Raw genomic sequence first — 23,486 nt, 5'->3', positions numbered from 1 at the left:
CAATGGCTTATTTACAGTTAGAGTCCAGCAACACTTGCACCACACGTCCGACTAGCCCCAGTAAATCTGCCCACGGGCCGGCAACACGCCTTATTTTTTACTTGATGTAAGCGTACTTGTAACTCCACTGCGTTCCGGCCGTGTTATGAATGATGCCCTTCACGTCAGTCCGTTGGAGGTAAGCATAGTTCGCTTGGTAAAGTGGCGTGAAGCTCTGCGTCTTGTTGATCAGCTTAGCCGCTTGAACCATATCCTGCCAACGGGCCTCATCGTTACCGGCATCCTGATTCTGGGCCTTAGCAATCAACTTGTCATAGGCCTTGTTCGACCATTTGCCATAGTTCAACGAATTTGAGCTGACTGGAATCTGAAGGAAGGAAATGGGATCGTTGAAATCCGCGCCCCAGTGAGATAGGTACAGATCAAAGTCACCACTAGTCGACCGCGACTGGGCAACGGAAGCGGGGACATTTTGAATCGCCAGATTGAAACCTTTGAGATTCTTCTCCAAAGCACTCTTCAGGTACTGCGTCACGGTGCTAGCCGCCACGTCATCGTTGCCCGCCATGATGCTCAGGTCGACCTGCTTAATGCCCAACTGCTTCAAACCGGCCGCCCATTTCTGCTTGGCTAAAGTTGGGTTGTAAGTCGTCGTGTTCTTCACAGCCTGTTGCTTGGCAAAGTCCTCACCCGTCTTGGGGTCACGCGCTAAACCACTGGCGACGAAACCCGTTGGCGTCACGGAACCATCCCCCAGCACCTTCTCTGTCAGCTGACTGCGGTTGATGGACAGCGCAATCGCTTGCCGAATATTTTGATTACTCATGATCCGCCGTTTTTCCTTGTTGGCATCTTGGAAATTGTACTTCAAGTGAATCACAATGGAATATGGATATTCCTGAAACGCACTGTTATTCTTATAATTCTTCACCTGCTCGTTTGACAGCTGGGCGAAGTCCAACTTCTTATTTTGATACAGACTCAGCCCCGTCTGCGGATTCGTGACCACTTGGTAGTTGATCTGGTGGAGCTTCACGACCTGCTTATCCCAGTACTGATTGTTCTTGACGAAGGACCAGGTGTTGCCAGTCCCCGTCCAGTTTGTGATTTTAAATGGGCCGCTGTACACCATGTACTGTGACTTGGTGGCGTACTTTTTACCGTATTTGTTGATCACCTTTTCGTTTTGTGGGGCAAATAACGGGTACGCCATCAAAATCTTAAAGTAGGCAATGGGCTTCTCTAATTGAATAACGACCGTCTGCTTGTTCTTAGCGCTAATCCCAATGGTGTCGGGATTAGCCTTTCCCGCAATAATCTTATCCCCGTTCTTGATGCCGGAGAACATGTTCGTGTAAGACGACTTGGTCGCTGGCGTTAATGTTCGTCGCCAAGAGTAAACGAAGTCCTGCGCAGTAATCTTATCGCCGTTGCTCCACTTCGCGTTGTCCCGAATGTGAAACGTCCACGTCTTTTTGTCTTTAGAAACGTGCGCCGTATCAGCTAGTCCGGGGGCTACCTTGCCGTTCTTCCCCAACCGATAAAAGCTTTCAAATACGTTTCCTGTCTGACCATAACCCGTTGCTTTGGCGAGATCGATGGTGTCTAACTGTGCCGTCGCCGGCAGCCGGAGCACCTGCGAGGGTTTTGCTGCTGACGATGATTGGCCACAAGCTGCTAACCCCAGGCCCATAGCAATCACTGCAGCGACTAATCCAAATCCAGTCCATCTCTTCATAAACTTAATGCTCCTTTTTTCCTCAAATTTAGTGGTGTGCAATCCCTAAATTGGCCATGGTACAGAAAAAGCGGGTTACCCTTCACTCGCATCGTGAAAGGTAACCCGCTACACTGACAACCGGAGTCGTCGTTATGTATTGCTACGGTTTAGCCGAAAAATCACGAATTTGAGCAACGCAAAGAACACACGTTACATTCGCAACATGCGGCAGTCATCAATTGAACTTGATTTGCGTTGATCATCATCGTAATTTTTCCTCCTTACTTTTTGTAATTAGTTGGATTGCACAAACTTAAAGTTACCCTACTTCAAAACATTTGTCAAAAGTTTTGTTTTCGTCAAAAGAATGTAACCGTTTCAATTGTTGATATAACAGCGTCTTATCGTTGCGTCTTTCATGAATTTATCGTGTTAGTGCATTAGCAGGTCGGTTGAAATTAATCGCCGAATTCGCCAGCCACGACAATGGCGTTGACCAGGTTTCTACCAACTTGCCCGCACCCCTAGCGACTACTTTAAGCGCATAAGACATCGGCTGCTCTGCTAGACGACAATCGAAATTCCAATAGCCGTGAGCTGGCTATTTTTATGCAATCTATCTTTTAAGATATTCGTGAACCGCTAACATCTCCGCAATGAAAACGGTATACTAGAAATAATGAACGAGTAGAAAGGATTTGAACGTATGGACATCGAACGAACGCTTGCTGCACTCACGCTACCAGAAAAGGCGGCTTTACTTTCGGGTAAAAACAATTGGTACACTGCCGCAATTAACCGCTTAGATATTCCCGCCTTGATGATGACGGATGGCCCCTCGGGGTTACGAAAACAGGATTCAAGTGCCGGGGCCAACGACATTAACGCCGCCGTCACGGCAATTACCTATCCTGCTGCCGCGTTAAACGCCAGCACTTGGAATCAACCGTTGTTACGTCAATTAGGCGAACACCTTGGCGAAGAAGCTCGGGCCGAACAAGTCAGCTTATTGCTGGGACCCGGCGTCAACCTAAAGCGCTCCCCACTGGGCGGTCGGAATTTCGAATACTTCTCCGAAGATCCCCTAGTTGCCGGAAAGCTGGGTAGTGCCTACGTTCAGGGGGTACAATCCAAGCACGTCGGCGTTTCGGTCAAGCATTTCGCTGCCAACAACCGGGAAAATCAACGGTTCACAGCCTCTAGTGACATGTCACAACGGACGCTGCGTGAACTCTACTTACGCACGTTTGAAATTATTATTAAGGCGGCCTTACCCGCAACCGTCATGACCTCTTATAACAAGATCAATGGCACGCTGAACTCGCAAAATCAACGCCTATTACGCCGAATTTTGCGTGACGAATGGGGCTTCCATGGCGCCGTCATGTCTGACTGGGGTGCGGTTGCCGACCACCCAGCTGCATTGCGCGCTGGCCTTGATTTGGAAATGCCCGGTAAGGGACAGGCTTCCGTGGACGAAATCATTCACGCCGTTGAAACCGGCGAGCTGGACGAAGGCACGCTGAACAAGTCCGTGCGCCACTTACTTCACGTGGTCGACAACTGGTTACCAGCGCCTAAGCCCGGCAAGTACGACCATGTTGCGCATCACCAGTTTGCTCGGAAACTGGCCGATGATGGGATTGTCTTGCTCAAGAACCATCAACAAGAGTTGCCATTGACGCCGGACCATGCCGGTAAAGTAGTCGTGATTGGTGAACTGGCCGACCATCCTCGTTATCAGGGTGCCGGCAGTTCTCACGTCAATCCCAGCGATCTCGTGACGCCGTTAGCCGCTCTGAAAAAGAGTGGTCTCAGCGCTGACTACTACCCTGGCTACCGGATTGATCAGAGCGAGACTGACGATAGCTTAGTTCAAACGGCCTTAAAGGCAGCCAAAACGGCGGATCACGTCATCATTTTCGCGGGGTATCCTGCGAGTGCCGAATCAGAAGGCTTTGACAAGTCTTCCCTGATGTTACCCGAAAACCAAACGGACCTCATTGGGAGCTTATCCAAGGTGAACGCCCACACCACTGTCGTCTTGCAAAACGGTTCTGCGGTCGAAATGCCTTGGATTCAGAATATTGCGGCCGTCGTTGAAACCTACTTGGCCGGTGAAGCCGTGGGTGAAGCTACTTGGGATGTCATCACCGGTGCCGTCAACCCATCCGGGCATTTGGCCGAGACCTTCCCGTTGAAGCTAACTGACACACCGATGTCGCCGACTTTCGGTCAAGATCCGCATCACGAATACTACTCCGAAGGCATCTTCATGGGCTACCGTTACTACGACACCCACGAAATGCACGTTCTCTTCCCGTTTGGTCATGGCCTGAGCTATACCAGCTTTGAATATACCAATCTGGCGATCGACCAAAATGAACGCGGTGCAACGGTCACCTTTGATGTGACTAACACGGGCGACTATGCGGGCCAAGCGGTTCCCCAACTCTACGTGGCCAATCACGCTTCTCACGCACCAATGCCGACTAAGGAATTGCGCGCATTTACCAAGATCATGGTGGAACCCGGTAAGACTGAACCCGTTACCCTCAAGCTGGAACGACGTGACTTTAGCTGGTGGTGCGAACGCAATCACCGGTGGCAGGCTGACTCTGGCGACTACGAAATTATGATTGGAGAATCTTCTCGCGATATGCGCCTGCAAACGAAGCTCACCATGGACTTCAAGAATTCGCCGGCTCCCGTTACGAGTGAGACTTACCTGTCAACGATTATTCAAGATCCCGAACTCCTGAAGATCTTTAAGGAAACCATCATCGCGCCACAAGCTAATGGCGACAATAGTGGTAATCCATTCGTCGATACCGATGAAAATGGCGAGTCGCTAGCCTTGCAGGACCGCATGTTCCTGAACATGCCGTTGCGGGCCGTCATCGCCTTAGGGACACCTGCTAAACTAATCAATAACTTTATTTTCGTTGCCAATCAACGGCGATAATTTAACGCATGACAATTGATTCATACCATACCTTTGGTCCCAAAAAAGGTCTGAGACAACGCCTCAGGCCTTTTTTGTACGTGCTAAATTTAGTCAATCCTATTGTTCATGATCCACCGGTAAAACCATATCCAGATGGGGAATCCCTGTATCCAAATAGACCTCACTGACTGGCTGAAACCCAAACGAGGCGTAAAATTTCTGTAGGTAAGCCTGCGCTTGAATCACAATTTGTTTTGCTGCCGGATACGTGGCTTTAGCCGCTTGAATGGCATGCGCGACTAAGTCACGACCCGCACCTTGTTTTCTAGCCGATGGAGCCACAACGACGCGACCGATTCGCACCTGTTGCCCCTCGTCCATCAGTCGTGCATATGCAATTAAATGACCGGCGTCATCGGTGCGCAGCAAGTGTTGCGCCGTCAGGTCCAGATCATCGACCTCCTGATACGCACAATTTTGTTCCACCACGAAGACCGCCACTCGCAGCTGATAAATTTGAAACAGGTCTTGTGAACTTAACTCGATAAACCTTTTCTGAATCATCGGTTTCATTGGCACTCCCTAATTTAATTGATGAACGTGCGGTTTATGGTCCAACGGATATTCAACGGGCGTGTCCCAATCCGTCAACATTTCATCGGTAAGTTTCACGCCTTGTAATTCAAGATTATCGTAGGGTTCCATGTAGTAGGCACGTTCCTCAAGACTCATGTAGCCGCGATACTGCGTGTAATCGCTGTGACCATCGGCCTTTAGTTTAACCCCTTTCGGAATTGTAACCCCATCTAGTAAGTGTTGCAACAGGTTCAATGTGCTAGGCACGTCCGCTCTTGGCTGGCTATAGTGGCGGTTAAATACGGTGCGGACAAAGCGAGAAGGCGACGTATAATCCCCAGGCAATCCGAGGGCGCCAGTACCCGGTCCCTGTGTCTTAAGCTCGAAGCCCATATAATCATGCAGTGGCCGGTCTTCAGCAGTTAAAGTCCCATAGGTACTCAGATTTTGCAAGTGCCAGCTGAGTTGTGGTGAATTGGCCATAACCCCCACTGGATCATCAATCAAATGCAGATTCTCACTGGTAGCTTCCAGAACAGCGGTATCACCGGTCGGATCACTAAAGATAAAATGTAGCGGTGTCGTCAACCCTAACAAGGCGACTGGAACATCTAGGATCTGAATGTGCTTGACCTGTTCCCGCAAATCGGCAACGCTCTTAGCATTTCCCAATACCCAGGCTGTCACATCGTGAGGTGCCAAACCCAGTTTATCCGCCGGAGCCTCCTGGGCATACTTGGCATACGCTGAGAAATATAGAGCCGCGGCACCAAGACCATACTCATTGACCCCATCAACAAACATGTAATGGCTGAGGTCTCTCCCGGCACCAATGAACCCATACTTGGTGGTAAATTCACCAGCATCTCCCTGAATCTTTTGGTTGCGTGGCATAAAGATTGGCTGACCACCTAGTTCGAAAGCAAAGTCCATGGTCCGAGCCAAAAAGTGATCCCCACGACTGTTTTCATAGGTCAAACTCGTACACATCAAAATCATCCCGTTTCTCTTTTATTTAAAGCACATTGTAAACCTTTCAAATTGATTATGCACGCATAATTGTTAATTATATGATTAAATTTATTAATCAACCGTTCACACTGTACTATACGGGGTGACGTTTTACCGGAAAAACCTTTACTACTAGCAATCGTTTTACACCAAAATTAATTCACCATTCAAAGTTCACCGCCGAAACTACACTATTTTGCCTCATCTCATGCTTTACGGATATCTATAGCCGTTCAAGTCAGGTATCCTTAATGTGAAAAGTATCTTAATTTGACCCAGCTACCTCGTGGGCCTTGTCCACCTGGCTGTTCTGTCACCAGTAAGCCTGACATTGCTAATTATCGTCCCCTATCGATTTCGGATAACTAATCTGCGAGAACAGTCAGTCCTTTGGCCGGCGTTCAAGTCTAAACTCAGGCCAACCCCTCCTTTTCCCAATGGCAGCCCCAGTAGCTTGATACTTTTCAAAAAAGAGTCCAGGACAAAAATCCCGGACTCTTTTTGCGCTCCGAACGTCTATGGCTGAAGCGTGGAATCAAAGGCCGTCAACTCCACTTAACGCCGTTCTATTCTGACAACAACTGTTTAGTTTTCCGAGACGTACTTGATGGTACTCTCACCATTACCGCCAGCTACAACTTGAAGTTGGTTCGTCACTTGATCGCGCAATTCGCTCACATGACTGATGATGCCAATCATTCGGTGCTTCCCTTCAATCGTCTCCAGCGATTCCAGTGCTGTTTCTAAAGCATCCTCATCCAATGAGCCAAAACCCTCATCGATAAATAGGGCATCTACATCAACACTCCCCGTGGTCTGTTGAATCACTTCACCCAGCGCCAATGCCAATGCCAGTGACGCAATAAAGCTTTCACCACCAGAGAGCGTGTGCACGCTTCGTTGACCGCCAACATGGTCATCATAAACGTTGATCTCCAACCCAGAGTTTTTCTTATAACTAGCTGACGACTCATCGATGACAAAACGGTAGCGGCCATTCGTCAATTGCTGTAGCCGGGAATTTCCGACCTGTAAAATTTGCCGCAAATAAGTCTGAAGCACATAACGTTCCAAACCCACTTTGCTATTCGGCCCATCACCATTTACGATGCCACTCAGTTCAGTCAGTTCTTCAGTCTTCTTCAAAGCCACCGCTTGTTGGTCAATTTGCTGCGTCAGCTTTTTAACGCGCACCTCATTTTGTTGCCAAAGGTCTTGATACGTATGCAACTGCGCTTGAAAATCTTCAACTTGCTGATTGGTTGTTTTTAAGGCTGTCTGAGTCGCCTCGCGGTCGGGTGCTGGCCGGCCAGCGATTCGTTTGGTCAAATCATCGATGGTTGCCGCTACCTGCACCACTTGTGTCCGATAAGTCTGGAGCCTTTGCCGCTTGCCAGACAGGCCTGGTAATTCCGTTAATTGCGCCTCAATTAGGTCCTCCGTTGCGGGAGTCACCGTTTCAAAATGGCCTGCCAGCGCATCTGTAACGGCAGCTTGGTCCGTCCGCAATCGTTCCTGACTCTTCTGATACTCAATCGTGGCCGTCTGCGCCTTAGTCCTCATTACCGCCGCTTGCTCTTGTGTCCGCTGAACGTGGTCGGTCACACCCTGCCACTGCTTCTGATCTGCCTGTAACTGCGTCTGCAAAGCTTGTTCTTGTTCCGTAAACTCAGCTAGTGTGGCCGCATTTTCAGGCAGTTGTTGACGCTCGGTTGCCAATTGTGTGGTCAGCCGATCGACGTCTCTTTGGGCAGCCTGCCTGGCCTCATCTGCCGCTTTTTGCTTCGCCGTTAACGTCGTTGCCACAGTCGTCAATTGGTCCAAATCTTGCTGCGCGGTCTTGATGGCCGCAAGTTGTTGCTGGTTTGTCCTCAGCTCATGCGCATAGGTCGCTGCCAAGCTGGTCACTTGCTGATCCAGATCTTGTAACGTCGCCGACTCCGGTTGATTAAGCTTTTTTTGTAAAGGCGTTAGCTGTGTGGCTAGCTCATGGCGTTTTTCTGCTAAAGTATTTTGCCGTTGTGTTAACGTCGCTGCTAATTCACTGGCTGTTTTCTCAGCCGCACTCGCTTTGGCCTGTGCTTGTTTAATGGTCTCCTCAGCGACCTCGGCAACGGCTGTCACTGCCGGATGCGGATGTTCCGTTGCCCCACAGACTGGACACGGCGTCCCCGCTTTTAGTTGCGAGCTAAGTCTGGCAATTTGACTCCTTAAGAACTGCTGGTTTATCTCCTCAGCAAGCGACCGTTGTTGCTCCGCTGTCCCTTGTGCCGCAGTCACTTCAGCGGCTTGCGTGGTCACCTGCTGGGTTAACTGGGTAACTTGTTGTGCTGTCACTTGTAGCTCTGCTAACTGATGACGCCAATCCCGTAAATCTCCCGCGCGCTGGGTCAATTCTTGCTGGGTTGCATACACTGTTGGCTGCTGCACCACAATTTTCTGCTGCTCATCTTGAGCCGCTTGATTGGCCACCACTTTGCGTTGTGCTTGTTTGAAATCCGTGGCCCGTTGTTGCCCAGATTGCTCAGCATCTGTCAGGGCTTGGCCTAATTTTTCTAGTCGCTCATAGACTGGTCGAATCGCCGCTTGGCGGGCTAACTGATCCTTTTCCTGGTCAATTTTGTGTTGCACAGGTGCCAACCGCTGTTGCTCAGCAACTGCCATTTGATAGGCCTGTTCAGCGCTTTTGACTGTCTTTGCTGCTTGGTTCTGCTCTTCTTGACGCTGTTGAACCGCCATTGTCGCAGTCTGGCGTGCCTGCCATTTCGGCTGTAATTCTTGAATCCACTCCAGCTCAGTAATTGCTTGTCCCAGCTGGTCCATGTCCGCCTCTTGATTAGCCAGTTGCTCACGCTGATTTTGTTGTTGCCCTAGCTGTTGTTGGTCATGCACCAATTGATCTTCACTCATACCCTGACGTATCAATTGTGCCACTTCTGCTTGGGCCGTTGTGAGCTGTTGTTTGATCTGCTCACTGGCGATTTGAACGGTCGTCTGTTGCGTCGCCATGAGAGCTAATAACTCTGTTGTTTGGTGGTTTTCAAGTAAGGCCGTGGCTTGACTCGAATTCGTTTCCGTCCACTTCAATTCGCCTTGCAAGCGGTCTAAAGTCGCAGCGGTCTCCCGATTAGCATTCTCATTTTCTCTCAGTTTGGACTTCAGTAATGCGGCCCAGCGCGCAAAGACTTCCGTATTAAAGAGTTGCTCTAAGACTGCGGCCTTGTCTTCACTCGGTGCCACCAAGAACCGGCGAAACTGACCTTGCGGTAGGAGCACGATTTGAGCGAATTGGCGACCATCCATTTGTAACAAGTCTTGCAGGTAATCCTTCACCTGCTTTACTTTCGTCAATTGCGTGATTTCTTGCTCACCCTCAAAAACCGTCAGTGTTACACTAGCTGGAACATTGCGTTGCCCAGTTCCACGCTTCTTATCTAACAGTTGTTCAGGCTCACGAACAATTTCGTAGCGCCGTTCTCGATGGGTAAAGGTAAAACTGACCCGCGTCTGATCCGCCGATGTCGCGAAATCTGACCGCATGGCCTGTGCCGTCCGGTCACCGCCGGAGGTCTGATCAAATAAGGCGTAGCACATCCCATCAAAGATAGTCGTTTTGCCACTCCCCGTTTTGCCACTGATCAAGAACAGTGGGGTCGCTGAGAACCGGTTGAAATCAACCGTTTCGTCACGGTAGGGCCCAAAATATTCCATGTGTAACATGACTGGACTCATTGCGCGTCATCCTCCTTTAACGCCGCTTGGAGCGTGCTCTGTGCCCACGCTTGTTGCTGCGCTGTTAATTCATGCTGCGTTGCTTGTTCAAAGAACCCAGTCATCAATGTTAAGGGATCTTGTTGGACTTGTTTCACATCTAACGTCGCCTGTGCCACCTCAAGTTGGTTGACTCGTTGCAGTTCGACAACCTTAGGGAAACGTGACTTAAGCCGCTGCATAACGTTGCTGATCGGTGTGGTATCCGTCAGGTCCACTGCCACAAAATCATCTGGAGTTACCGGATAAGCGTGGTCAAAATCCATAAGATGGTCAAAACTATCAGTCAATACCACTAGGTCATGCAAGGGTTTGAGCGGCTTGAACGTTACCGTAACCGGATCTGTAGCCGTGTCCACAATCCAGACGCCCTTGGTATCTTCCGCCTCACTGGTCGAAAATTTCAGTGGTGACCCACTGTACTTGATCTTCGGTTCGTTCTGCAAGGCTTCCTTACGGTGTAAATGGCCCAAAGCAACGTAGTCAAATGGTGCCAGTAAGTCCACCGGTACGGCATTTAATCCCCCCACTTGCACTTGGGTCTCTGAATCCGAATGCTGACTGCCCGCCGCAAAGAAATGGGCAATCAACACGTGCTTCTTGTCCGGATCAAATAGCTTCTGCATCGCCGCAACTAAACGGACCATTGCCTCATTGACGGTTCGAATATGGTCATCTTGAAAATACTGGCGCGCCGCAATTGGCTCAAAGTAAGGCAATAAGAAAAATTGCGTGTCCCCCATCACGATTGGCTTCAAACTATCCGCCAGACTTGTCCGCAAATAAAAGTCCGTGCTGGCAAACCATTCCTGCCCATAACCCAACCGCACGGCAGAATCATGGTTCCCGCTAATCGCTAACAATGGGAATCTTTGTTTTCGGTTCAAATCAACCAACATGTCATCCAACGCCGTGACGGCAGACTCGCTGGGCAATGCCCGGTCATACAAGTCGCCAGCAATCACGACTGCATCCACGTGTTCTGCCTGCGCAATCGCCTTGATCTGCTCATACGCATCTCGCTGCTCCGCTAAGAGGTCATACCCATGAAGTTTCTTGCCAATATGCCAATCAGCCGTATGTAAAAAGCGCATTTTCTATCCCTTCTTTGTCTGATTTTCCGGTGCCCAATCGCAATCCATCAGGTGATCATTGATTAACCCAGCCGCTTGTAAGAACGAGTAAACCGTCGTTGGGCCCACAAACTTCAGTCCCCGCTTCTTCATTTCCCGCGAAATATGCTGAGCTAAATCAGTGGTTCCAGGCATCTCACTGGTCTGAGTAAAGTGATGCCGAATGGGTTGATCACCAACAAAGTGCCAGAGCCAGGTTTCAAAGTTTCCCTCTGGCCAGTTTAAGATAACCTGAGCGTTATTGATCGTTGCTTCCAACTTGCGCCGATTACGAATAATTCTGGCATCTTGGAGCAAGCGTTCGACGTCCGTTGTGGTCATCGCTGCCACTCGCTGGAGGTCAAAATCATAGAAGTCCTGGGTGAAGGCAGTGCGCTTATTCAGCACCGTTTGCCAACTCAAGCCCGCTTGATAGGTCTCTAAACATAGTAATTCGAATAACTTGCGCCGGTCATGTTCCGGACGGCCCCATTCCTCGTCATGATACCGTTGCATCGCCGGAGAAGATGTTGCCCAATCACACCGTTTAACCAATTTTGTTACCCCCATTTTTGTCTTTAGATTCACTATACCAGATTCAATCGCGTTACCCAAACAAATGTTCTATTTATTATTTTATAGAAAGCGTTACCACCGCTGTAGCTTGTAACCATGCACCTCATTTTTTTCTTGAATTTTATCACTTGACCCCAATCAGTGAAAAGCCTATGCTATTGTAAATGTTAATGTTTTGGGGAATTGAGGGAGGTTCATATCATGCGCAGATTAAACCATTTAAAGGCTCGGTCACTTTTCACGCTAGCCGCCGCTACTGTATTACTAGTGCCCGCCGTCACGACGAGTACCGTCACCGCTCAGGCGGCCAGTGTTAATCCTTCAGCTGCGACGTTGAAGAAGAGCAAGGGGTATTACCAGAAGCACGCCAAGGCTTTAGGCAAGAAATATAAGCTGGCGTTCGATGCCCAAACGGGACTGAAGAAGAATGGTAAAGCCGTGGTCTACGTGAAAACCAGCGATAAACAACTCAAGCAGAGTGTTAAAGTTGCCATGGCCTACTGGAACAATAAACTTGGGAAGAAACAGTTCACCCAAGGAACTAAGAAGAATCATACGTTGACCTTCTCCGTTTCCAAAGCTAAAGCCACTAAGAGTGATCAAAGTGACGCCTGGTGGACGCCAGCCAAGAAGCAACTCCAAGTTCGTTGGTCTTACTATCAAGCCGAAACCCAAAACATCGGGATTGCCATGACCAACCAACTGAACGATTCCTTCTACACGACTTACTCTAGCACCATTGAAGCCAAGGCCAAGGCTAATCTAGCCGCCAAGGGAATCTCGACCAGTGATAAAAATTATCAGAGTCTCTTTAATCAGGAAGCCAGCCACGTTGAAACATCCCTTCCCGCCTACAATCAACTGAAGAAAGACGTCACTAAAGTCAAGACGTCTTTAGCCAGCGAAGGGCGGATGTATGAATACGCCAGCACCATTGCTCACGAATTCGGTCATGTGATGGGCCTGAATCATTCGCCCAATAAAAAAGATTTGATGTACTTTGAAAGTGGCAGTAGCAACGTTTACAGCTATAAGCAAGTTTCTGCCGGTCTTTCTAAGTATAACCCGGTCAAAACGACCGACAAGAATCGGGCCAAATTAGCCTTAAAAATTTACACCGCCGTACATTAACTAACTCCGTAAAAAGCTGTCCTTTATTTTTTAAAGGGACAGCTTTTTTATTTCCACCCATTAGTTTGTTCACTTCCTGACCGTCTTGTCCCATCAGTCATTGTGTGCATACTAATTTAAGTTTACCATGCCCCTTCCCCAATTGCTGTTGCAGCGGACTTTTTAACGTCGAACCGACTTGCAATCATCGCTTTGCAATCGAACTGTAACTTAATGTAAACCAGTAGTAACCTCCCATCCGACCAGACCGTGTACAATGGATGGTAAAGACTGAGGAGGATGTATTCTATGCATAAGACGTTACACAAACTGGGTGCTGGATTAGCTGTTTTCGCTGCGGCTTTAGCCGTTGGCGTGGGGTTGAACGCGACGACCGCTAGCGCTGCGGGAAATAAAGTTGCGGACATTTCGCAATATCAAGGGAATATTAACTGGAGTAAGGCATCTAAGGACTTAAAGTACGCCATCATCCGGGTGCAACACGGGAGTATCGGTGACCCTGGATACGTGGTTGATACGAAGAGTACTGTCAACGCAAATGGCGCCTACAAACACGGTGTGCCATTCGGTCAATACATGTTCGCCGAATTTACAAGTGTTAAGGACGCGCAACAAGAAGCTAAGGATTTCTATAAGCGGAGTAACTCCCACACGAAGTTCTTTGCTTTGGACGAAGAAAAGCGGATGCCAGGTGCGAAGAATAAGGAACAAACTTACGTTAACGCCTGGTTGAAGACGATGCGGAGCTTAACTGATAAGCCATTGGTTATGTACTCTGGTGAGTGGTATGCCAACTCCAATAACCTTGACTTTTCAAAGTTTGATGGCACTTGGATTGCCAAGTACAGCTCCACGAAGCCTAGCGTTTCCGGGACTTCTGTCGATCTATGGCAATACACCAGCAAGGGACGCGTTGCCGGTATCAGTGGTAACGTTGACTTGAACAAGGTCTTGAACAGTTCCGTTGTTGATAGCTGGTTCTCTGGCTCAAACTCGAACTCTACCACGCCTGCCGCTAATTACTACACAACGGCAACCGGTGTGAACGGCATTCAAACTAAGAAAACCGTCTACCAATACACCTCGACTAGTTTCACCAAGAATAAGCGGACTAGCAAGGTGAAGACTGGGACGAAGTTAGCCGTTACGGGCGTTGCTAAGAATAGTAAGGGCGCTTACCGGTTCCAATTAAGTAATGGGAACTACGTCACTGCTAACCAAGCTTACGTTTCAACCTACTAAACCTAACTTTTAATGGGGACCCGAGATGACTTTCTCGGGTTCTTTTTTTGTCACATTATCAGCAAAAAAAGAGTGCACCAATAGCCTATTAGCATCCATTCTCTGCCTGTTTGGGGTACAAGAAAGGGCATGAGACAAAAAGTCCCAGCCCCGTTTGTGTCTCCAAACCTATATTGGCGAAACGTGCGCCAAAGGGCAGCTGATCGCCCTTTACTCCCCTTTCTTCTTTTTACGCTCTGTTCATCCCTTACGACAACGCAGTAACAACCTGTAGTGTTGCGGAAAAGTAGTTTTGTTTCTCAATGCTGCTTGGCAATTGCTTAGCTGTTTTTTTCTGGAGCGCCGTTTGCTTCAGCACCTTGGCGCCGTAATTAACCGGTGCCGTAAACGCGGTGTTGACGTAGTTGTTAACGGCCTTGCCGCCCAACGTGTAGACTGCTGTGATTTTCTTTTTTCGATTATAGAAGGTCAATTGTTTCTGCAACGCCTTTTTGGTTGTAGCATCCTTACTAATTTTGTAAGTCTGTCCTAGTCGCCAAGGTACCCGACAAGCATTGTAACCGACTTGATTGTCAGTCCCTGATTCAATACTGTAAGCGGGCACCGCTTTTAGCTTCAACCCACTTCCAGTCACAAAAATAAAGTCGGGAAACAACCCAGTCTTATGCCGGGCACTCAGCTTTTTGACGGCTGTTCGACTGCGATTGGCCACTTTAGTCCAAGTCCCATCGTGGGTGTACTTGGCAAACGTCTTAAAGTAACCAGTCATCAAATCCGCCGTTCGTAACTTGCTAACATCATAGCTCGACGTCGCCCAGTTGCCCATTGTTGGCAAGTATGTGGTCTGATTGATTTCTCGACTCTTGATGGCCGTCAACAGGCTCTTAGCAGCTTGCCGATAGTTAACGCCCTTACTGCCCCACTGCTTATCTGCCAAAATCAATGCATAAGCAATATCCAGGTCGCCATCCGTCGCACTGTTCTTCTGGGACCCTACGCTGGTCATCTTACCCGAACGCTTGGTTTGTTGCCAAGCCATCAACGGAACCTTGCTAGAAACCTGGTGTGCGCGATAATACTTGTACATCTGATTAAAGGTGGTATGAGTATTCTTCACGCCCTTCTTAGCTGCCAATACGGTTGCAAGCATACCATATCCTTGGCCCTCGGACAGCGCAGTCGTTGTCCCCTGACCGTTGTTACTCTTGACATATTTCTGCGTCTTGCCGCCAACGTAGACCTTCCGCCACTGTTTGTAAAGGGTTGTCGCCGAAGCGGCCTCTGCCGTCGTTGGCTTAGTCGTTAAGCTGTTTATCCCCAACACTAAACCACTAACGAGCACCACACCAGCTAACCCAATCATGACCCGATGTAATTTCATCCGTCTAAAAACTCCTTTCGTTCTAAAACTTTGGCATCAATTTCAGCCACCACATTAATTTCATTATAAGCCCGGTTCTTCTCGACAGCGAGGGACACAATTGGGAAAAAGAGTTAGTTTAATCGGCAACACAGCGTCAACCAACCCGATTCCAGTAGCACAAAAAAGCGGTGACCCGGTATTTTCCCGCATCCCCGCTCATTTCATATTCATTTTACTTAATCCGTAAATATTTCCTTAGCAATGTTGAATGCCGACCAAGCCTTAGGCCAGCCCACATAGAAGGACAGGTGCGTAATCACTTCCGCAATCTCATCCTTGGTAATCCCATTGCCCTTACCAATTTTCAAATGTGCTGGTAGCTGCTCAAAGTTGCCGGCAGAAATCAGCGCAGAGATTGTAATGAGACTGCGTTGGTGCGCAGACAATTTATCTTCGCGTGACCACACTTGACCAAATAAGACATCATCGTTCAGTTCCGCAAATTTAGGGGCAAAATCACCCAAGTTATCCCGACCAGCGGTTTGTTTCTTTGCCATAATCATAGCCTCCTAGAGTGCATTGTACGTTGCGTCATCGACTGGTTCCAACCATTCTGGCGTCCCAGCCGTAATCGCAATGTGACTAAACCAACTATCCTTAGTTGCGCCGTGCCAGTGCTTGACACCATCTTTGGTCACGACCACATCGCCGGGAACCAAATGGCGAGCTGGTTGACCTTCTTCTTGGTACCAGCCTTCCCCACCCGTGACCAGTAAAATCTGGAAACCATCGTGGTGAATATGCCAGTTGTTCCGGCAACCAGGCTCAAAGGTCACGTTACCAACACCCACGTTCACATCCGGGTCGTTAACTAAATTGTTTAAATAACTTTGACCGACAAAGAACTTTTGGTACGCTTCGTTCTTATCGCCCGCTGGAAAAATAACACCATTTTTGACATCTTCATTCTTAGCCATCTTTATCCGCTCCTTGTTCGTTGAATTGTTGTAAGTAATCATGAAAGCTTTCGGTGTCCGCAATCGTCTGGTCAACTTTACCATCGTACCAATCGATTTTGTGACCTAGCACTTGCAAATGCATTTGTAATTCAGCAATATCAGCTTCGGCATCGTCCTTAACTTTTTGTAGCATGTCCCGGCGTTCTTCGATTGTCGCATCACCCTGCGCCCGTAACCTTACATAGCGCTTTAAATCGTTCAATCGCATCCCGGTTCCCTTTAAATGTAGAATAAACCCGACCCAGCGAATATCCGCCTCCGTATAGAAACGCACATCGTTGGCATCGCGGTGTGCGACGATCAACCCCTGGTCTTCATAGTACCGAAGTGTATAGGCCGATAGCCCAACGAGTTTGGAAAACGCCCCAATACGATACTGCTTTGTCATCACGATAACCTCCCGCTATTGCTGACAAGTCTTAGTAAACACCTTAAAGTGCACTCTAAGGCAAGTAAATTTTCAAGAAACCCAAAACATCCGGCGGTTAGTTTTTGGCGCACATGTCGCCACGATAATGGCAAAATAAAATCAGCTTTTTCAGAAGGCTTCTGAAAACTGATTTTTGCGTTATGTCCCGGACTCACTATTTACACGCCTCTACCTCACTAATCAATTGTCGTGAATTGTGCGATTGCCAATTGCATAGTTTTTTCAAAACGTTCCTGCACTTGTTCAGGGGGCAACTGCAGGAAGCCGCCCATTTCCTGCATAATAAAACCAAATAATGCGGAACGATAGAGTGTCGACTCCACTAAACCTGCGGAATCACTCTCTGCTAAATGGAGGCTAGCAAACATCTGATGATACAGCGTAACTAAGGCCAGATGTGTCTGCTGCAGTTGCTGTAAGTCATTGGGATTTAGCAAAAGGGGTGCCAAATGTTGTTGTTCATGACATCCCTGCCGAAATTCACGTGCAAAGACCATCAGGGCCGCCTTGCCCGAGACGCCCATCAAATGCCGCATCAACCGTTGTTCAATCTCATGAACGAAGGCAACGCCGACCTGATCCAACAAATCATTCAGACTATCGACATAGTTATAAATGGATTGTGGTCGCACATCCAGCGCATCGGCTAGTGATCGAATCGTTAGCTTATCGATGCCATTCTCCGCAATAAGTTGGTTTGCTTGTTCAATGACTTTATCTTGTGTTAGTGTCCGCCGTTTAACCATACTGTTGCCCCTTCCAAAGCCCTTTTCGTCATTATACGCTGTCTAAAATTTAAAATAAACTGATAATAACAGTTTATTTTCTTCTAAAAACAGTCTATAATCACTTTTAACTTCAGCGGTCGCTCATCGCCGAGACAAAAAGAGGGAGATTTTATCATGAAAGATACAAACGGCCGGCCATTCAACCGGAGCTGGTTGATGGTCACCCTAATGTGTAGCACGTTCTGTACAGCGCTGACCACCAACATGCTGGTCACAGCCTACCCAACGTTAATGATCCGCTTCAGCATTTCCAGTGCCACCGTTCAGTGGTTAACCACCGGATTTCTCCTAGTCATGGGGATCATGATTCCCATCAGTGCTTGGTTAGTCAACAACTTCAGCCTGCGGACCATCTACCTGACCGCTCTCAGTTTCTTCTTAGTTGGCCTGATTATCAGCTACACGGCAACCAATTTTGGCCTGATTTTTCTCGGTCGCTTGATCCAAGCCATTGGCGTCGGCATTACATTTCCCACGATTCAGACCGTCCTGTTAGTGACCTTCCCGGCTGACAAACGGGGCGCGATGATGGGGCTCGGTGGCATCGTCATTGGGCTTGCACCAGCTTTAGGACCGACCCTCTCCGGCTGGATTCTTGATAATGCCACCTGGCGCGACCTATTTGGCATCATGATTCCGCCCGTCATTTTGGTCCTACTCTTATCCTTATTCTTTGTCCGGCCAGTCATTCCCGTTAAGAAATCGCCGATTGATACGCGCGCGATTATCCTATCCACGATTGGGTTCGGCAGCCTCCTCTACGGCTTTTCCGAAGTCGGTGAAAATGGGTGGGGGTCTGCTAACGTCATCATCGGCATTGTCGTTGGGCTCGTCTTTATCGGTCTCTTTGCTCGGCACGAATGGCCTCAAGCTGACCCCTTTCTTAACGTTCGCCTCTTAAAAGTTCCTTCATTCACCATTGCCTCTTTAGTCACAGCGCTTTCAAATACCGCTATGATTGGAATTCAAGTTGTTTTACCGATGTATCTCCAACAGGTTCGTGGCCTCAGTCCTTTTCACTCCGGACTGATGATTCTGCCCGGCGCCTTGGTCTACGGCATTGTCAGCCTAATCAGTGGGACCCTTTACGACCGCATGGGTGGCCGCCGCTTAGCACTGATTGGCACTTTTCTGCTCACGCTCGGCACGCTACCATTTGCCCTGCTAACGCGACACACCCCGTACAGCTATATCATCTGTGAATATACCATGCTCATGATTGGGGTCGCACTGGTCACCATGCCAATTACGGCGGCCAGCTCCATTGACCTCAAGGGACTTCAGTTGAGTCACGGGACGGCTGTCAACAGTACCATGCGCCAAGTCACGACCTCCATGGGAACTGCCATTTTGGGAAGCGTTCTTGCAAATGTGATGGCTAACCATACGCCAGCACACAGCCTCTTGACTAGCGCCCCACTAGCTTACCAGAGCCAAAGTTACGCAGCCGCCATGGCCGGTTTTCACGCGGCCTTCTTAGTTGCGACGGCCATTGGGATGATTGATTTACTCTTCGCAAGCTTCATTAAAGATCACCGACGGGAGGTGGCAGCATGATTCTCATCGCGTTGTTTCTCGGCATCATCATCTTTGTCGGCGGATTTCTGCTCATGCCCACCCAGCATCAGCGCCTGCTATTTGGTGGTATGGGTCTCATCGTCCTGCTCGCCAGTGCGGTCCTTATGATTGGTAATGACAACTGGCACTGGGGCATGCATCACCACAGCGAAACGACAACCACGCAGATTGCATCCATTTCACCCAGCAAGCAACTGAGCGTCTTAGTTTATCAGCCCATTCGAAGATCCAATACCGAAAGCGTTTATGTCTACCGTCAGACCACCAGCAAACGCCAACTGCACACCGCTGCTAGTCTCAAGACCACGAATCGTGTCCAGTACCGCAATGTGACCCAAGCAAAATTGGTCACCAAAACCACGACCTGGCGTTACAACAATTCATTCTGGCGTTGGCTGTTCTCTTGGACTGGCACCCATCATGACCTGGTTGGTCGGCAAAATACCTTTGTATTGCCCAAGTCCTGGATCACACTAAGTACCCACCAGGCGAAATGGCTGAGCACCGCCGTTAAGCAGCGAGAAGCGGCGGCAAAGATTGCCATGACTCACGCCGTAACGGCCTCCGTTAAGAAAGCGGTCGACGCTAATCCCAACTTAACAGCTAAGGAATTGGCTCAGGTCAAACAACGAGCCGTAACGACCGTGCAAAAAAAGGCACAGCAACAAGCTGCACCTATTCTGAACCAACTGATCACCCAGGCTAAAGCACAACCTGTTCATTGAAAAAAGGTGATCGTCTTTAACTGACTGTGCAGGTGATCCACCTCGCTAATGGCGGCTATCATCTGCGACCAAAAACTTTTCCCATATTCATTCTTTTACTGACTAGCTCAATCAAACTCCTCATATTCATTTGGATCCTGGCCTTCGATGCGGCCATCCGGTTTGTCTAATGCATTGATGGCTTGAATTTCGGCCGGCGTCAGTTCAAAGTCAAAGAGGTCTAAGTTCGTTCGTTGATGGACCAGATTGCTGGCCTTAGGAATTGGCACAACGTTGCGTTGTCCGTGCCAGCGCAGAATAATTTGACCGACGTTCTTCCCATATTTCTTCGCCAAATCAACGATCACTGGTTCCTTCAATGCCGCACTTCCACGACCTAGTGGGCTCCAGGCCTCCGTAACGATACCACGCTTGGTGTCTTCCTGAAGCATCCGCGCTTGAATCCAATACGGATGGACTTCAAGTTGGTTGACTGCCGGCATCACACCAGTCTCTTTGAATAACCGATCAAGATGTTCCGGTTCAAAATTGGAGACCCCAATTGACCGAATCAAGCCACGTTGTCTGGCATCGACCATCGCCTGCCAAGCCTGTACGTACAGGTCACGTTTGGGTAATGGCCAATGGATCAAGAACAGATCAAAGTAATCCAGTCCCATGCGGTACAGGGATTCTTGAATCGCCATGGTGGCATCTGCATACCGATGATATTTACCGGGAAGCTTCGACGTCACAAAGAACTCTGCACGCGGAATACCCGAACGGCGAATCGCTTCACCCACGGCCCCCTCGTTATCATAGTTGGTCGCTGTATCTAAGCTACGATAGCCGTCCTTGATTGCGGCTAAAATCTGATTGACACCTTGGCCCCCACGGACTTGAAACGTCCCAAGACCTAGCGCTGGCATCTGAAACCCATCGTTCAACGTTATTTCTGGAATCATCGAAAAACCTCCTGCGTTTTGCTAGTTTCAGCTTAACGCAGGAGGTTTTCATTGTGAATTAATCCGTCGCTAATTGCTTAGCTTTGTGATTTTTAATGACACGATTTAAGATCACGGCCAGCACCAGTGAAATCGCGGCATAGACCGCGGCTCCCCAGCTGATGTGATTCAAACCAACCGTGCCCAACATCCCGGAAGCCGTTGCCGACCCCAACGAGATGCCAAAGTTAAAGAAGATTGAATTTAGCGATGAAGCTAATACAGCCGATTGCGGGTAATCTTCTTCGGCGATATTTAAGAAGTGAATTTGAATGGGCGAGTTTAAAATCGTTACGATTAACGTCAGAATCAAAATAACGGCTAAGCCACTAATTTTACTGCCCAACGCCAATGGCATTAAGGCTAACAAAATCACGTCAGCCAGATAGAAGCGTGGCATGATTCGCAATCCGTCGCGTTCCGCCAGCATCCCAGATAACCGATTACTGATGATACTCATAATCCCGATGACAAACAACAACCAATTTAAACTAGTCGTGCTGAACCCTAATGCGGTTGTCAGCAGTGGCCGAATGTAGGTGTAGTACGCGTACATCGTGGCCGCCGTGAATAGGACCAAGACGATGCCCACGTAGACGCGCCGGTCCTTCAGCAGAACCAACTGATTCTTAATGCTCCCCTGAACTTGTTCCACGTGACGGGGCAGCAACCAGCCCAGCAACACACAGGTAACCGCACTGACGCCTGAAATCAGGAAGAATGCATCGTGCCAACTGTAGGCGGTACTGATCGCCGTCCCAATGGGCACCCCGAAGACCGATGCAATACTGAATCCAGCGAAGATCCACGAGACCAATCCTGCTCGCTTTTCCCGTGGCGCAATGGTGCTGGCAAACGTCATGATCAATGAGATAATCGCACCGGCAACGACCGCCGTGATGATCCGCGATAAGAGCAGCACGCCATAGTTCATGGCAAAGCCACTCAACGTATTCCCAATCAGGAAAACCACCATCAACGTCATCAACGTTTTGTAACGACTAAAACGGTTCGTTAAAATGGTGATAAACGGCGTGCTGACCGCATACACCGTGGCAAATATCGTGACTAAATAGCCAACGGTTGCCTGGGCAATTTGATATTCCTTTGCAATGTCAGAGAGGACCCCAACGACAATAAATTCATTGCAGCCCAACATAAAGGCCACTAATACAAACACAATGGCTTGCCAACGATACTTGTTCACAGTTTCTGTTCCTCCGATTTTCCTTTAGTCTTCTACCTATCAGAGTACACTATCTCAGCCGAAATTATCAGGGGGAAGACTCATGTAATCGTCTCCAAATTGAAATTAATTTTCGGGAGCGTTTTCTTCCCGCTGAGCAGCAATCGCTCGATTTAAAATGATGGCCGTGATCAGCGAAAGACCAGCAAATAATAGGCCGCCCCACCCCAACTGCTGTAAGCCTAACCGTTTTAAACTCACGGCAGCTGTGGCGGATCCTAACGAAATACCAATATTAAAGAAGATCGCATTTAATGACGATGCAAACGCTGTCGCCTTGGGATAATCTTCCTCCGCTACGTCCAAGAAGTGCACCTGAATCGGCGAATTAACTACCGAAATAATCAGCATGAGTACCAGAAGTAACGCATAGCCCGTCCAGGCGTTAGTCAACGCGAGGGGCATCAGCAAAAATAAAACCATGTCCGCAACGTAAAATCGCGGCATCGTCTTTAGCCCATGCTTTTCGGCAACCGTCCCCGACAACCGATTTCCCAGAATGCTCATGATTCCGATGACCACGAGCAGCCAATTCAAGGCCTGTAGGCTAAAACCCAGTCCAGTCGTCAGGAGTGGCCGAATATAGGTGTAAAAAGCGTACATGGCCGCAGCCGAGAACAGCACCAGAACAGCCCCCAGATAGACGCGGCGGTCCGTCAACAAGACCAATTGATCCTTAATCCCTCCGGAAACATGGGCCACACCACGCGGCAAACTAATTGCCAGCACGATGCAAGTCAGGAGGCTCAGGATAGAAATCATATGAAAGGCCGCGTGCCAACTGTAAGCCGTGCTGATGGCCGTTCCCACGGGCACACCCACGACCGCCGCAATGCTAAAGCCGGCTGCCAGCCACGAAATCAGCATTGCCCGCTTCTTACGCGGCGCAATTGTATTGGCAAAGACAATGATCATCGCCTCAATCGAACCAGCTACCGAGGCCGATAATAGTCGTGAAACGACAAAGGCCCCATAGCTGCTGGCAAAGCCACTCCACGTGTTCCCAACCAGAAAAATAATCATCAACACCATCAACAGCGGATAGCGGCCAAACCGGTTGGTCAAAATAGTGACCACGGGCGTCCCCGCCGCGTAGGCAATGGCATATAACGTTACCAAATAGCCCGCCGTTGCAACCGTTACGTGCAGTGAACTGGCAATGTCTGAAATCACCCCGACCACCATGAACTCATTGCACCCCAGCATAAACGCCACCAGCACTAAGGCACTGGCCTGCCACCGATATTTTGTCATCGTCATCGCCCCCC

The 23,486-nt window shown here is 49.0% G+C and carries 19 protein-coding genes; 5 read left to right on the top strand and 14 right to left on the bottom strand.

All coding sequences use genetic code 11. The annotated features are described in order from the left end of the window. Nucleotides 1-97 precede the first annotated feature (97 nt). Nucleotides 98-1,738: a peptide ABC transporter substrate-binding protein gene (locus FAY32_RS00725; protein WP_143461416.1), complete on the bottom strand. Its 1,641-nt coding sequence runs from the start codon at nucleotides 1,736-1,738 to the stop codon at nucleotides 98-100. Nucleotides 1,739-2,426: 688 nt separating this feature from the next. On the opposite strand from FAY32_RS00725, the gene FAY32_RS00720 reads away from it, so the two are divergent. After that, a complete protein-coding gene (locus FAY32_RS00720; RefSeq protein ID WP_143461415.1) occupies nucleotides 2,427-4,685 on the top strand; it encodes a glycoside hydrolase family 3 C-terminal domain-containing protein in 2,259 nt (752 codons plus the stop codon). Nucleotides 4,686-4,784: 99 nt separating this feature from the next. Here the strand turns inward: FAY32_RS00720 and FAY32_RS00715 are convergent, their stop codons facing one another. The 5 genes from FAY32_RS00715 to FAY32_RS00695 form a co-directional block, all read right to left on the bottom strand. Then, nucleotides 4,785-5,240, bottom strand: coding sequence for a GNAT family N-acetyltransferase (locus FAY32_RS00715; RefSeq protein ID WP_404820112.1), 456 nt, complete (start codon nucleotides 5,238-5,240; stop codon nucleotides 4,785-4,787). A gap of 9 nt (nucleotides 5,241-5,249) precedes the next feature. Further along, nucleotides 5,250-6,233, bottom strand: coding sequence for a choloylglycine hydrolase family protein (locus tag FAY32_RS00710; RefSeq protein ID WP_143461414.1), 984 nt, complete (start codon nucleotides 6,231-6,233; stop codon nucleotides 5,250-5,252). 606 nt (nucleotides 6,234-6,839) lie between these two features. Next, nucleotides 6,840-9,986: an AAA family ATPase gene (locus tag FAY32_RS00705; protein ID WP_143461413.1), complete on the bottom strand. Its 3,147-nt coding sequence runs from the start codon at nucleotides 9,984-9,986 to the stop codon at nucleotides 6,840-6,842. Further along, nucleotides 9,983-11,119: an exonuclease SbcCD subunit D gene (locus tag FAY32_RS00700; RefSeq protein WP_143461412.1), complete on the bottom strand. Its 1,137-nt coding sequence runs from the start codon at nucleotides 11,117-11,119 to the stop codon at nucleotides 9,983-9,985. The genes FAY32_RS00705 and FAY32_RS00700 overlap by 4 nt, the downstream gene beginning before the upstream one ends. 3 nt (nucleotides 11,120-11,122) lie before the next feature. Next, nucleotides 11,123-11,707: a DNA-3-methyladenine glycosylase I gene (locus FAY32_RS00695; RefSeq protein WP_191988131.1), complete on the bottom strand. Its 585-nt coding sequence runs from the start codon at nucleotides 11,705-11,707 to the stop codon at nucleotides 11,123-11,125. A gap of 207 nt (nucleotides 11,708-11,914) precedes the next feature. Here FAY32_RS00695 and FAY32_RS00690 point away from each other — a divergent pair, with 207 nt between their 5' ends. Together FAY32_RS00690 and FAY32_RS00685 are read left to right on the top strand one after the other, a co-directional pair. Continuing rightward, entirely contained in the window at nucleotides 11,915-12,844 is a 930-nt protein-coding gene (locus FAY32_RS00690) for a matrixin family metalloprotease (protein WP_143461410.1), read from the top strand. A 288-nt stretch (nucleotides 12,845-13,132) separates the two neighbouring features. Continuing rightward, nucleotides 13,133-14,086 (top strand): GH25 family lysozyme, encoded by a 954-nt coding sequence (locus tag FAY32_RS00685; RefSeq protein WP_143461409.1) that lies wholly within the window; start codon nucleotides 13,133-13,135, stop codon nucleotides 14,084-14,086. Nucleotides 14,087-14,333: 247 nt separating this feature from the next. Here FAY32_RS00685 and FAY32_RS00680 read toward each other — a convergent pair whose 3' ends face one another. The 5 genes from FAY32_RS00680 to FAY32_RS00660 form a co-directional block, all read right to left on the bottom strand. Further along, the gene (locus FAY32_RS00680) at nucleotides 14,334-15,467 is read right to left on the bottom strand and encodes a glycosyl hydrolase family 8 (RefSeq protein WP_143461408.1); all 1,134 of its coding nucleotides are present in this window, start codon (nucleotides 15,465-15,467) and stop codon (nucleotides 14,334-14,336) included. A gap of 218 nt (nucleotides 15,468-15,685) precedes the next feature. Then, nucleotides 15,686-16,006, bottom strand: a complete 321-nt coding sequence (locus FAY32_RS00675; RefSeq protein WP_125685294.1) for a carboxymuconolactone decarboxylase family protein — start codon at nucleotides 16,004-16,006, stop codon at nucleotides 15,686-15,688. A 12-nt stretch (nucleotides 16,007-16,018) separates the two neighbouring features. Next, nucleotides 16,019-16,426, bottom strand: coding sequence for a cupin domain-containing protein (locus FAY32_RS00670; RefSeq protein WP_143461407.1), 408 nt, complete (start codon nucleotides 16,424-16,426; stop codon nucleotides 16,019-16,021). Continuing rightward, a complete protein-coding gene (locus FAY32_RS00665; protein WP_404820111.1) occupies nucleotides 16,419-16,856 on the bottom strand; it encodes a MerR family transcriptional regulator in 438 nt (145 codons plus the stop codon). Before FAY32_RS00665 ends, FAY32_RS00670 begins: the two co-directional genes overlap by 8 nt. Nucleotides 16,857-17,074: 218 nt before the next feature. Further along, nucleotides 17,075-17,644: a TetR/AcrR family transcriptional regulator gene (locus FAY32_RS00660; RefSeq protein ID WP_143461405.1), complete on the bottom strand. Its 570-nt coding sequence runs from the start codon at nucleotides 17,642-17,644 to the stop codon at nucleotides 17,075-17,077. Nucleotides 17,645-17,800: 156 nt separating this feature from the next. Between FAY32_RS00660 and FAY32_RS00655 the strand changes: the two genes are divergently transcribed. Beyond that, nucleotides 17,801-19,243 (top strand): MDR family MFS transporter, encoded by a 1,443-nt coding sequence (locus FAY32_RS00655; RefSeq protein ID WP_143461404.1) that lies wholly within the window; start codon nucleotides 17,801-17,803, stop codon nucleotides 19,241-19,243. Further along, nucleotides 19,240-19,989: a DUF4811 domain-containing protein gene (locus FAY32_RS00650; protein ID WP_143461403.1), complete on the top strand. Its 750-nt coding sequence runs from the start codon at nucleotides 19,240-19,242 to the stop codon at nucleotides 19,987-19,989. Before FAY32_RS00655 ends, FAY32_RS00650 begins: the two co-directional genes overlap by 4 nt. Nucleotides 19,990-20,096: 107 nt before the next feature. Here FAY32_RS00650 and FAY32_RS00645 read toward each other — a convergent pair whose 3' ends face one another. The 3 genes from FAY32_RS00645 to FAY32_RS00635 form a co-directional block, all read right to left on the bottom strand. Next, nucleotides 20,097-20,933, bottom strand: coding sequence for an aldo/keto reductase (locus FAY32_RS00645; protein WP_143461402.1), 837 nt, complete (start codon nucleotides 20,931-20,933; stop codon nucleotides 20,097-20,099). Nucleotides 20,934-20,991: 58 nt separating this feature from the next. Beyond that, nucleotides 20,992-22,179 (bottom strand): MFS transporter, encoded by a 1,188-nt coding sequence (locus tag FAY32_RS00640; RefSeq protein WP_143461401.1) that lies wholly within the window; start codon nucleotides 22,177-22,179, stop codon nucleotides 20,992-20,994. 105 nt (nucleotides 22,180-22,284) lie between these two features. Continuing rightward, nucleotides 22,285-23,472: an MFS transporter gene (locus FAY32_RS00635; RefSeq protein WP_143461400.1), complete on the bottom strand. Its 1,188-nt coding sequence runs from the start codon at nucleotides 23,470-23,472 to the stop codon at nucleotides 22,285-22,287. Between the last annotated feature and the right edge of the window lie 14 nt (nucleotides 23,473-23,486).

Source organism: Levilactobacillus enshiensis (assembly GCF_007115095.1).
GTDB classification, from domain to species: Bacteria; Bacillota; Bacilli; order Lactobacillales; family Lactobacillaceae; genus Levilactobacillus; species Levilactobacillus enshiensis.
Note: the sequence above shows the minus strand (reverse complement) of the source record. Positions and strands in the feature narration are given on the sequence as shown.

Coding starts and splice junctions, on each gene's coding strand:
- FAY32_RS00725 (WP_143461416.1), bottom strand. CDS start 1,738: ATGAAGAGATGGACTGGATTTGGATTAGTCGCTGCAGTGATTGCTATG.
- FAY32_RS00720 (WP_143461415.1), top strand. CDS start 2,427: ATGGACATCGAACGAACGCTTGCTGCACTCACGCTACCAGAAAAGGCG.
- FAY32_RS00715 (WP_404820112.1), bottom strand. CDS start 5,240: ATGAAACCGATGATTCAGAAAAGGTTTATCGAGTTAAGTTCACAAGAC.
- FAY32_RS00710 (WP_143461414.1), bottom strand. CDS start 6,233: ATGTGTACGAGTTTGACCTATGAAAACAGTCGTGGGGATCACTTTTTG.
- FAY32_RS00705 (WP_143461413.1), bottom strand. CDS start 9,986: ATGAGTCCAGTCATGTTACACATGGAATATTTTGGGCCCTACCGTGAC.
- FAY32_RS00700 (WP_143461412.1), bottom strand. CDS start 11,119: ATGCGCTTTTTACATACGGCTGATTGGCATATTGGCAAGAAACTTCAT.
- FAY32_RS00695 (WP_191988131.1), bottom strand. CDS start 11,707: ATGGGGGTAACAAAATTGGTTAAACGGTGTGATTGGGCAACATCTTCT.
- FAY32_RS00690 (WP_143461410.1), top strand. CDS start 11,915: ATGCGCAGATTAAACCATTTAAAGGCTCGGTCACTTTTCACGCTAGCC.
- FAY32_RS00685 (WP_143461409.1), top strand. CDS start 13,133: ATGCATAAGACGTTACACAAACTGGGTGCTGGATTAGCTGTTTTCGCT.
- FAY32_RS00680 (WP_143461408.1), bottom strand. CDS start 15,467: ATGAAATTACATCGGGTCATGATTGGGTTAGCTGGTGTGGTGCTCGTT.
- FAY32_RS00675 (WP_125685294.1), bottom strand. CDS start 16,006: ATGGCAAAGAAACAAACCGCTGGTCGGGATAACTTGGGTGATTTTGCC.
- FAY32_RS00670 (WP_143461407.1), bottom strand. CDS start 16,426: ATGGCTAAGAATGAAGATGTCAAAAATGGTGTTATTTTTCCAGCGGGC.
- FAY32_RS00665 (WP_404820111.1), bottom strand. CDS start 16,856: ATGACAAAGCAGTATCGTATTGGGGCGTTTTCCAAACTCGTTGGGCTA.
- FAY32_RS00660 (WP_143461405.1), bottom strand. CDS start 17,644: ATGGTTAAACGGCGGACACTAACACAAGATAAAGTCATTGAACAAGCA.
- FAY32_RS00655 (WP_143461404.1), top strand. CDS start 17,801: ATGAAAGATACAAACGGCCGGCCATTCAACCGGAGCTGGTTGATGGTC.
- FAY32_RS00650 (WP_143461403.1), top strand. CDS start 19,240: ATGATTCTCATCGCGTTGTTTCTCGGCATCATCATCTTTGTCGGCGGA.
- FAY32_RS00645 (WP_143461402.1), bottom strand. CDS start 20,933: ATGATTCCAGAAATAACGTTGAACGATGGGTTTCAGATGCCAGCGCTA.
- FAY32_RS00635 (WP_143461400.1), bottom strand. CDS start 23,472: ATGACAAAATATCGGTGGCAGGCCAGTGCCTTAGTGCTGGTGGCGTTT.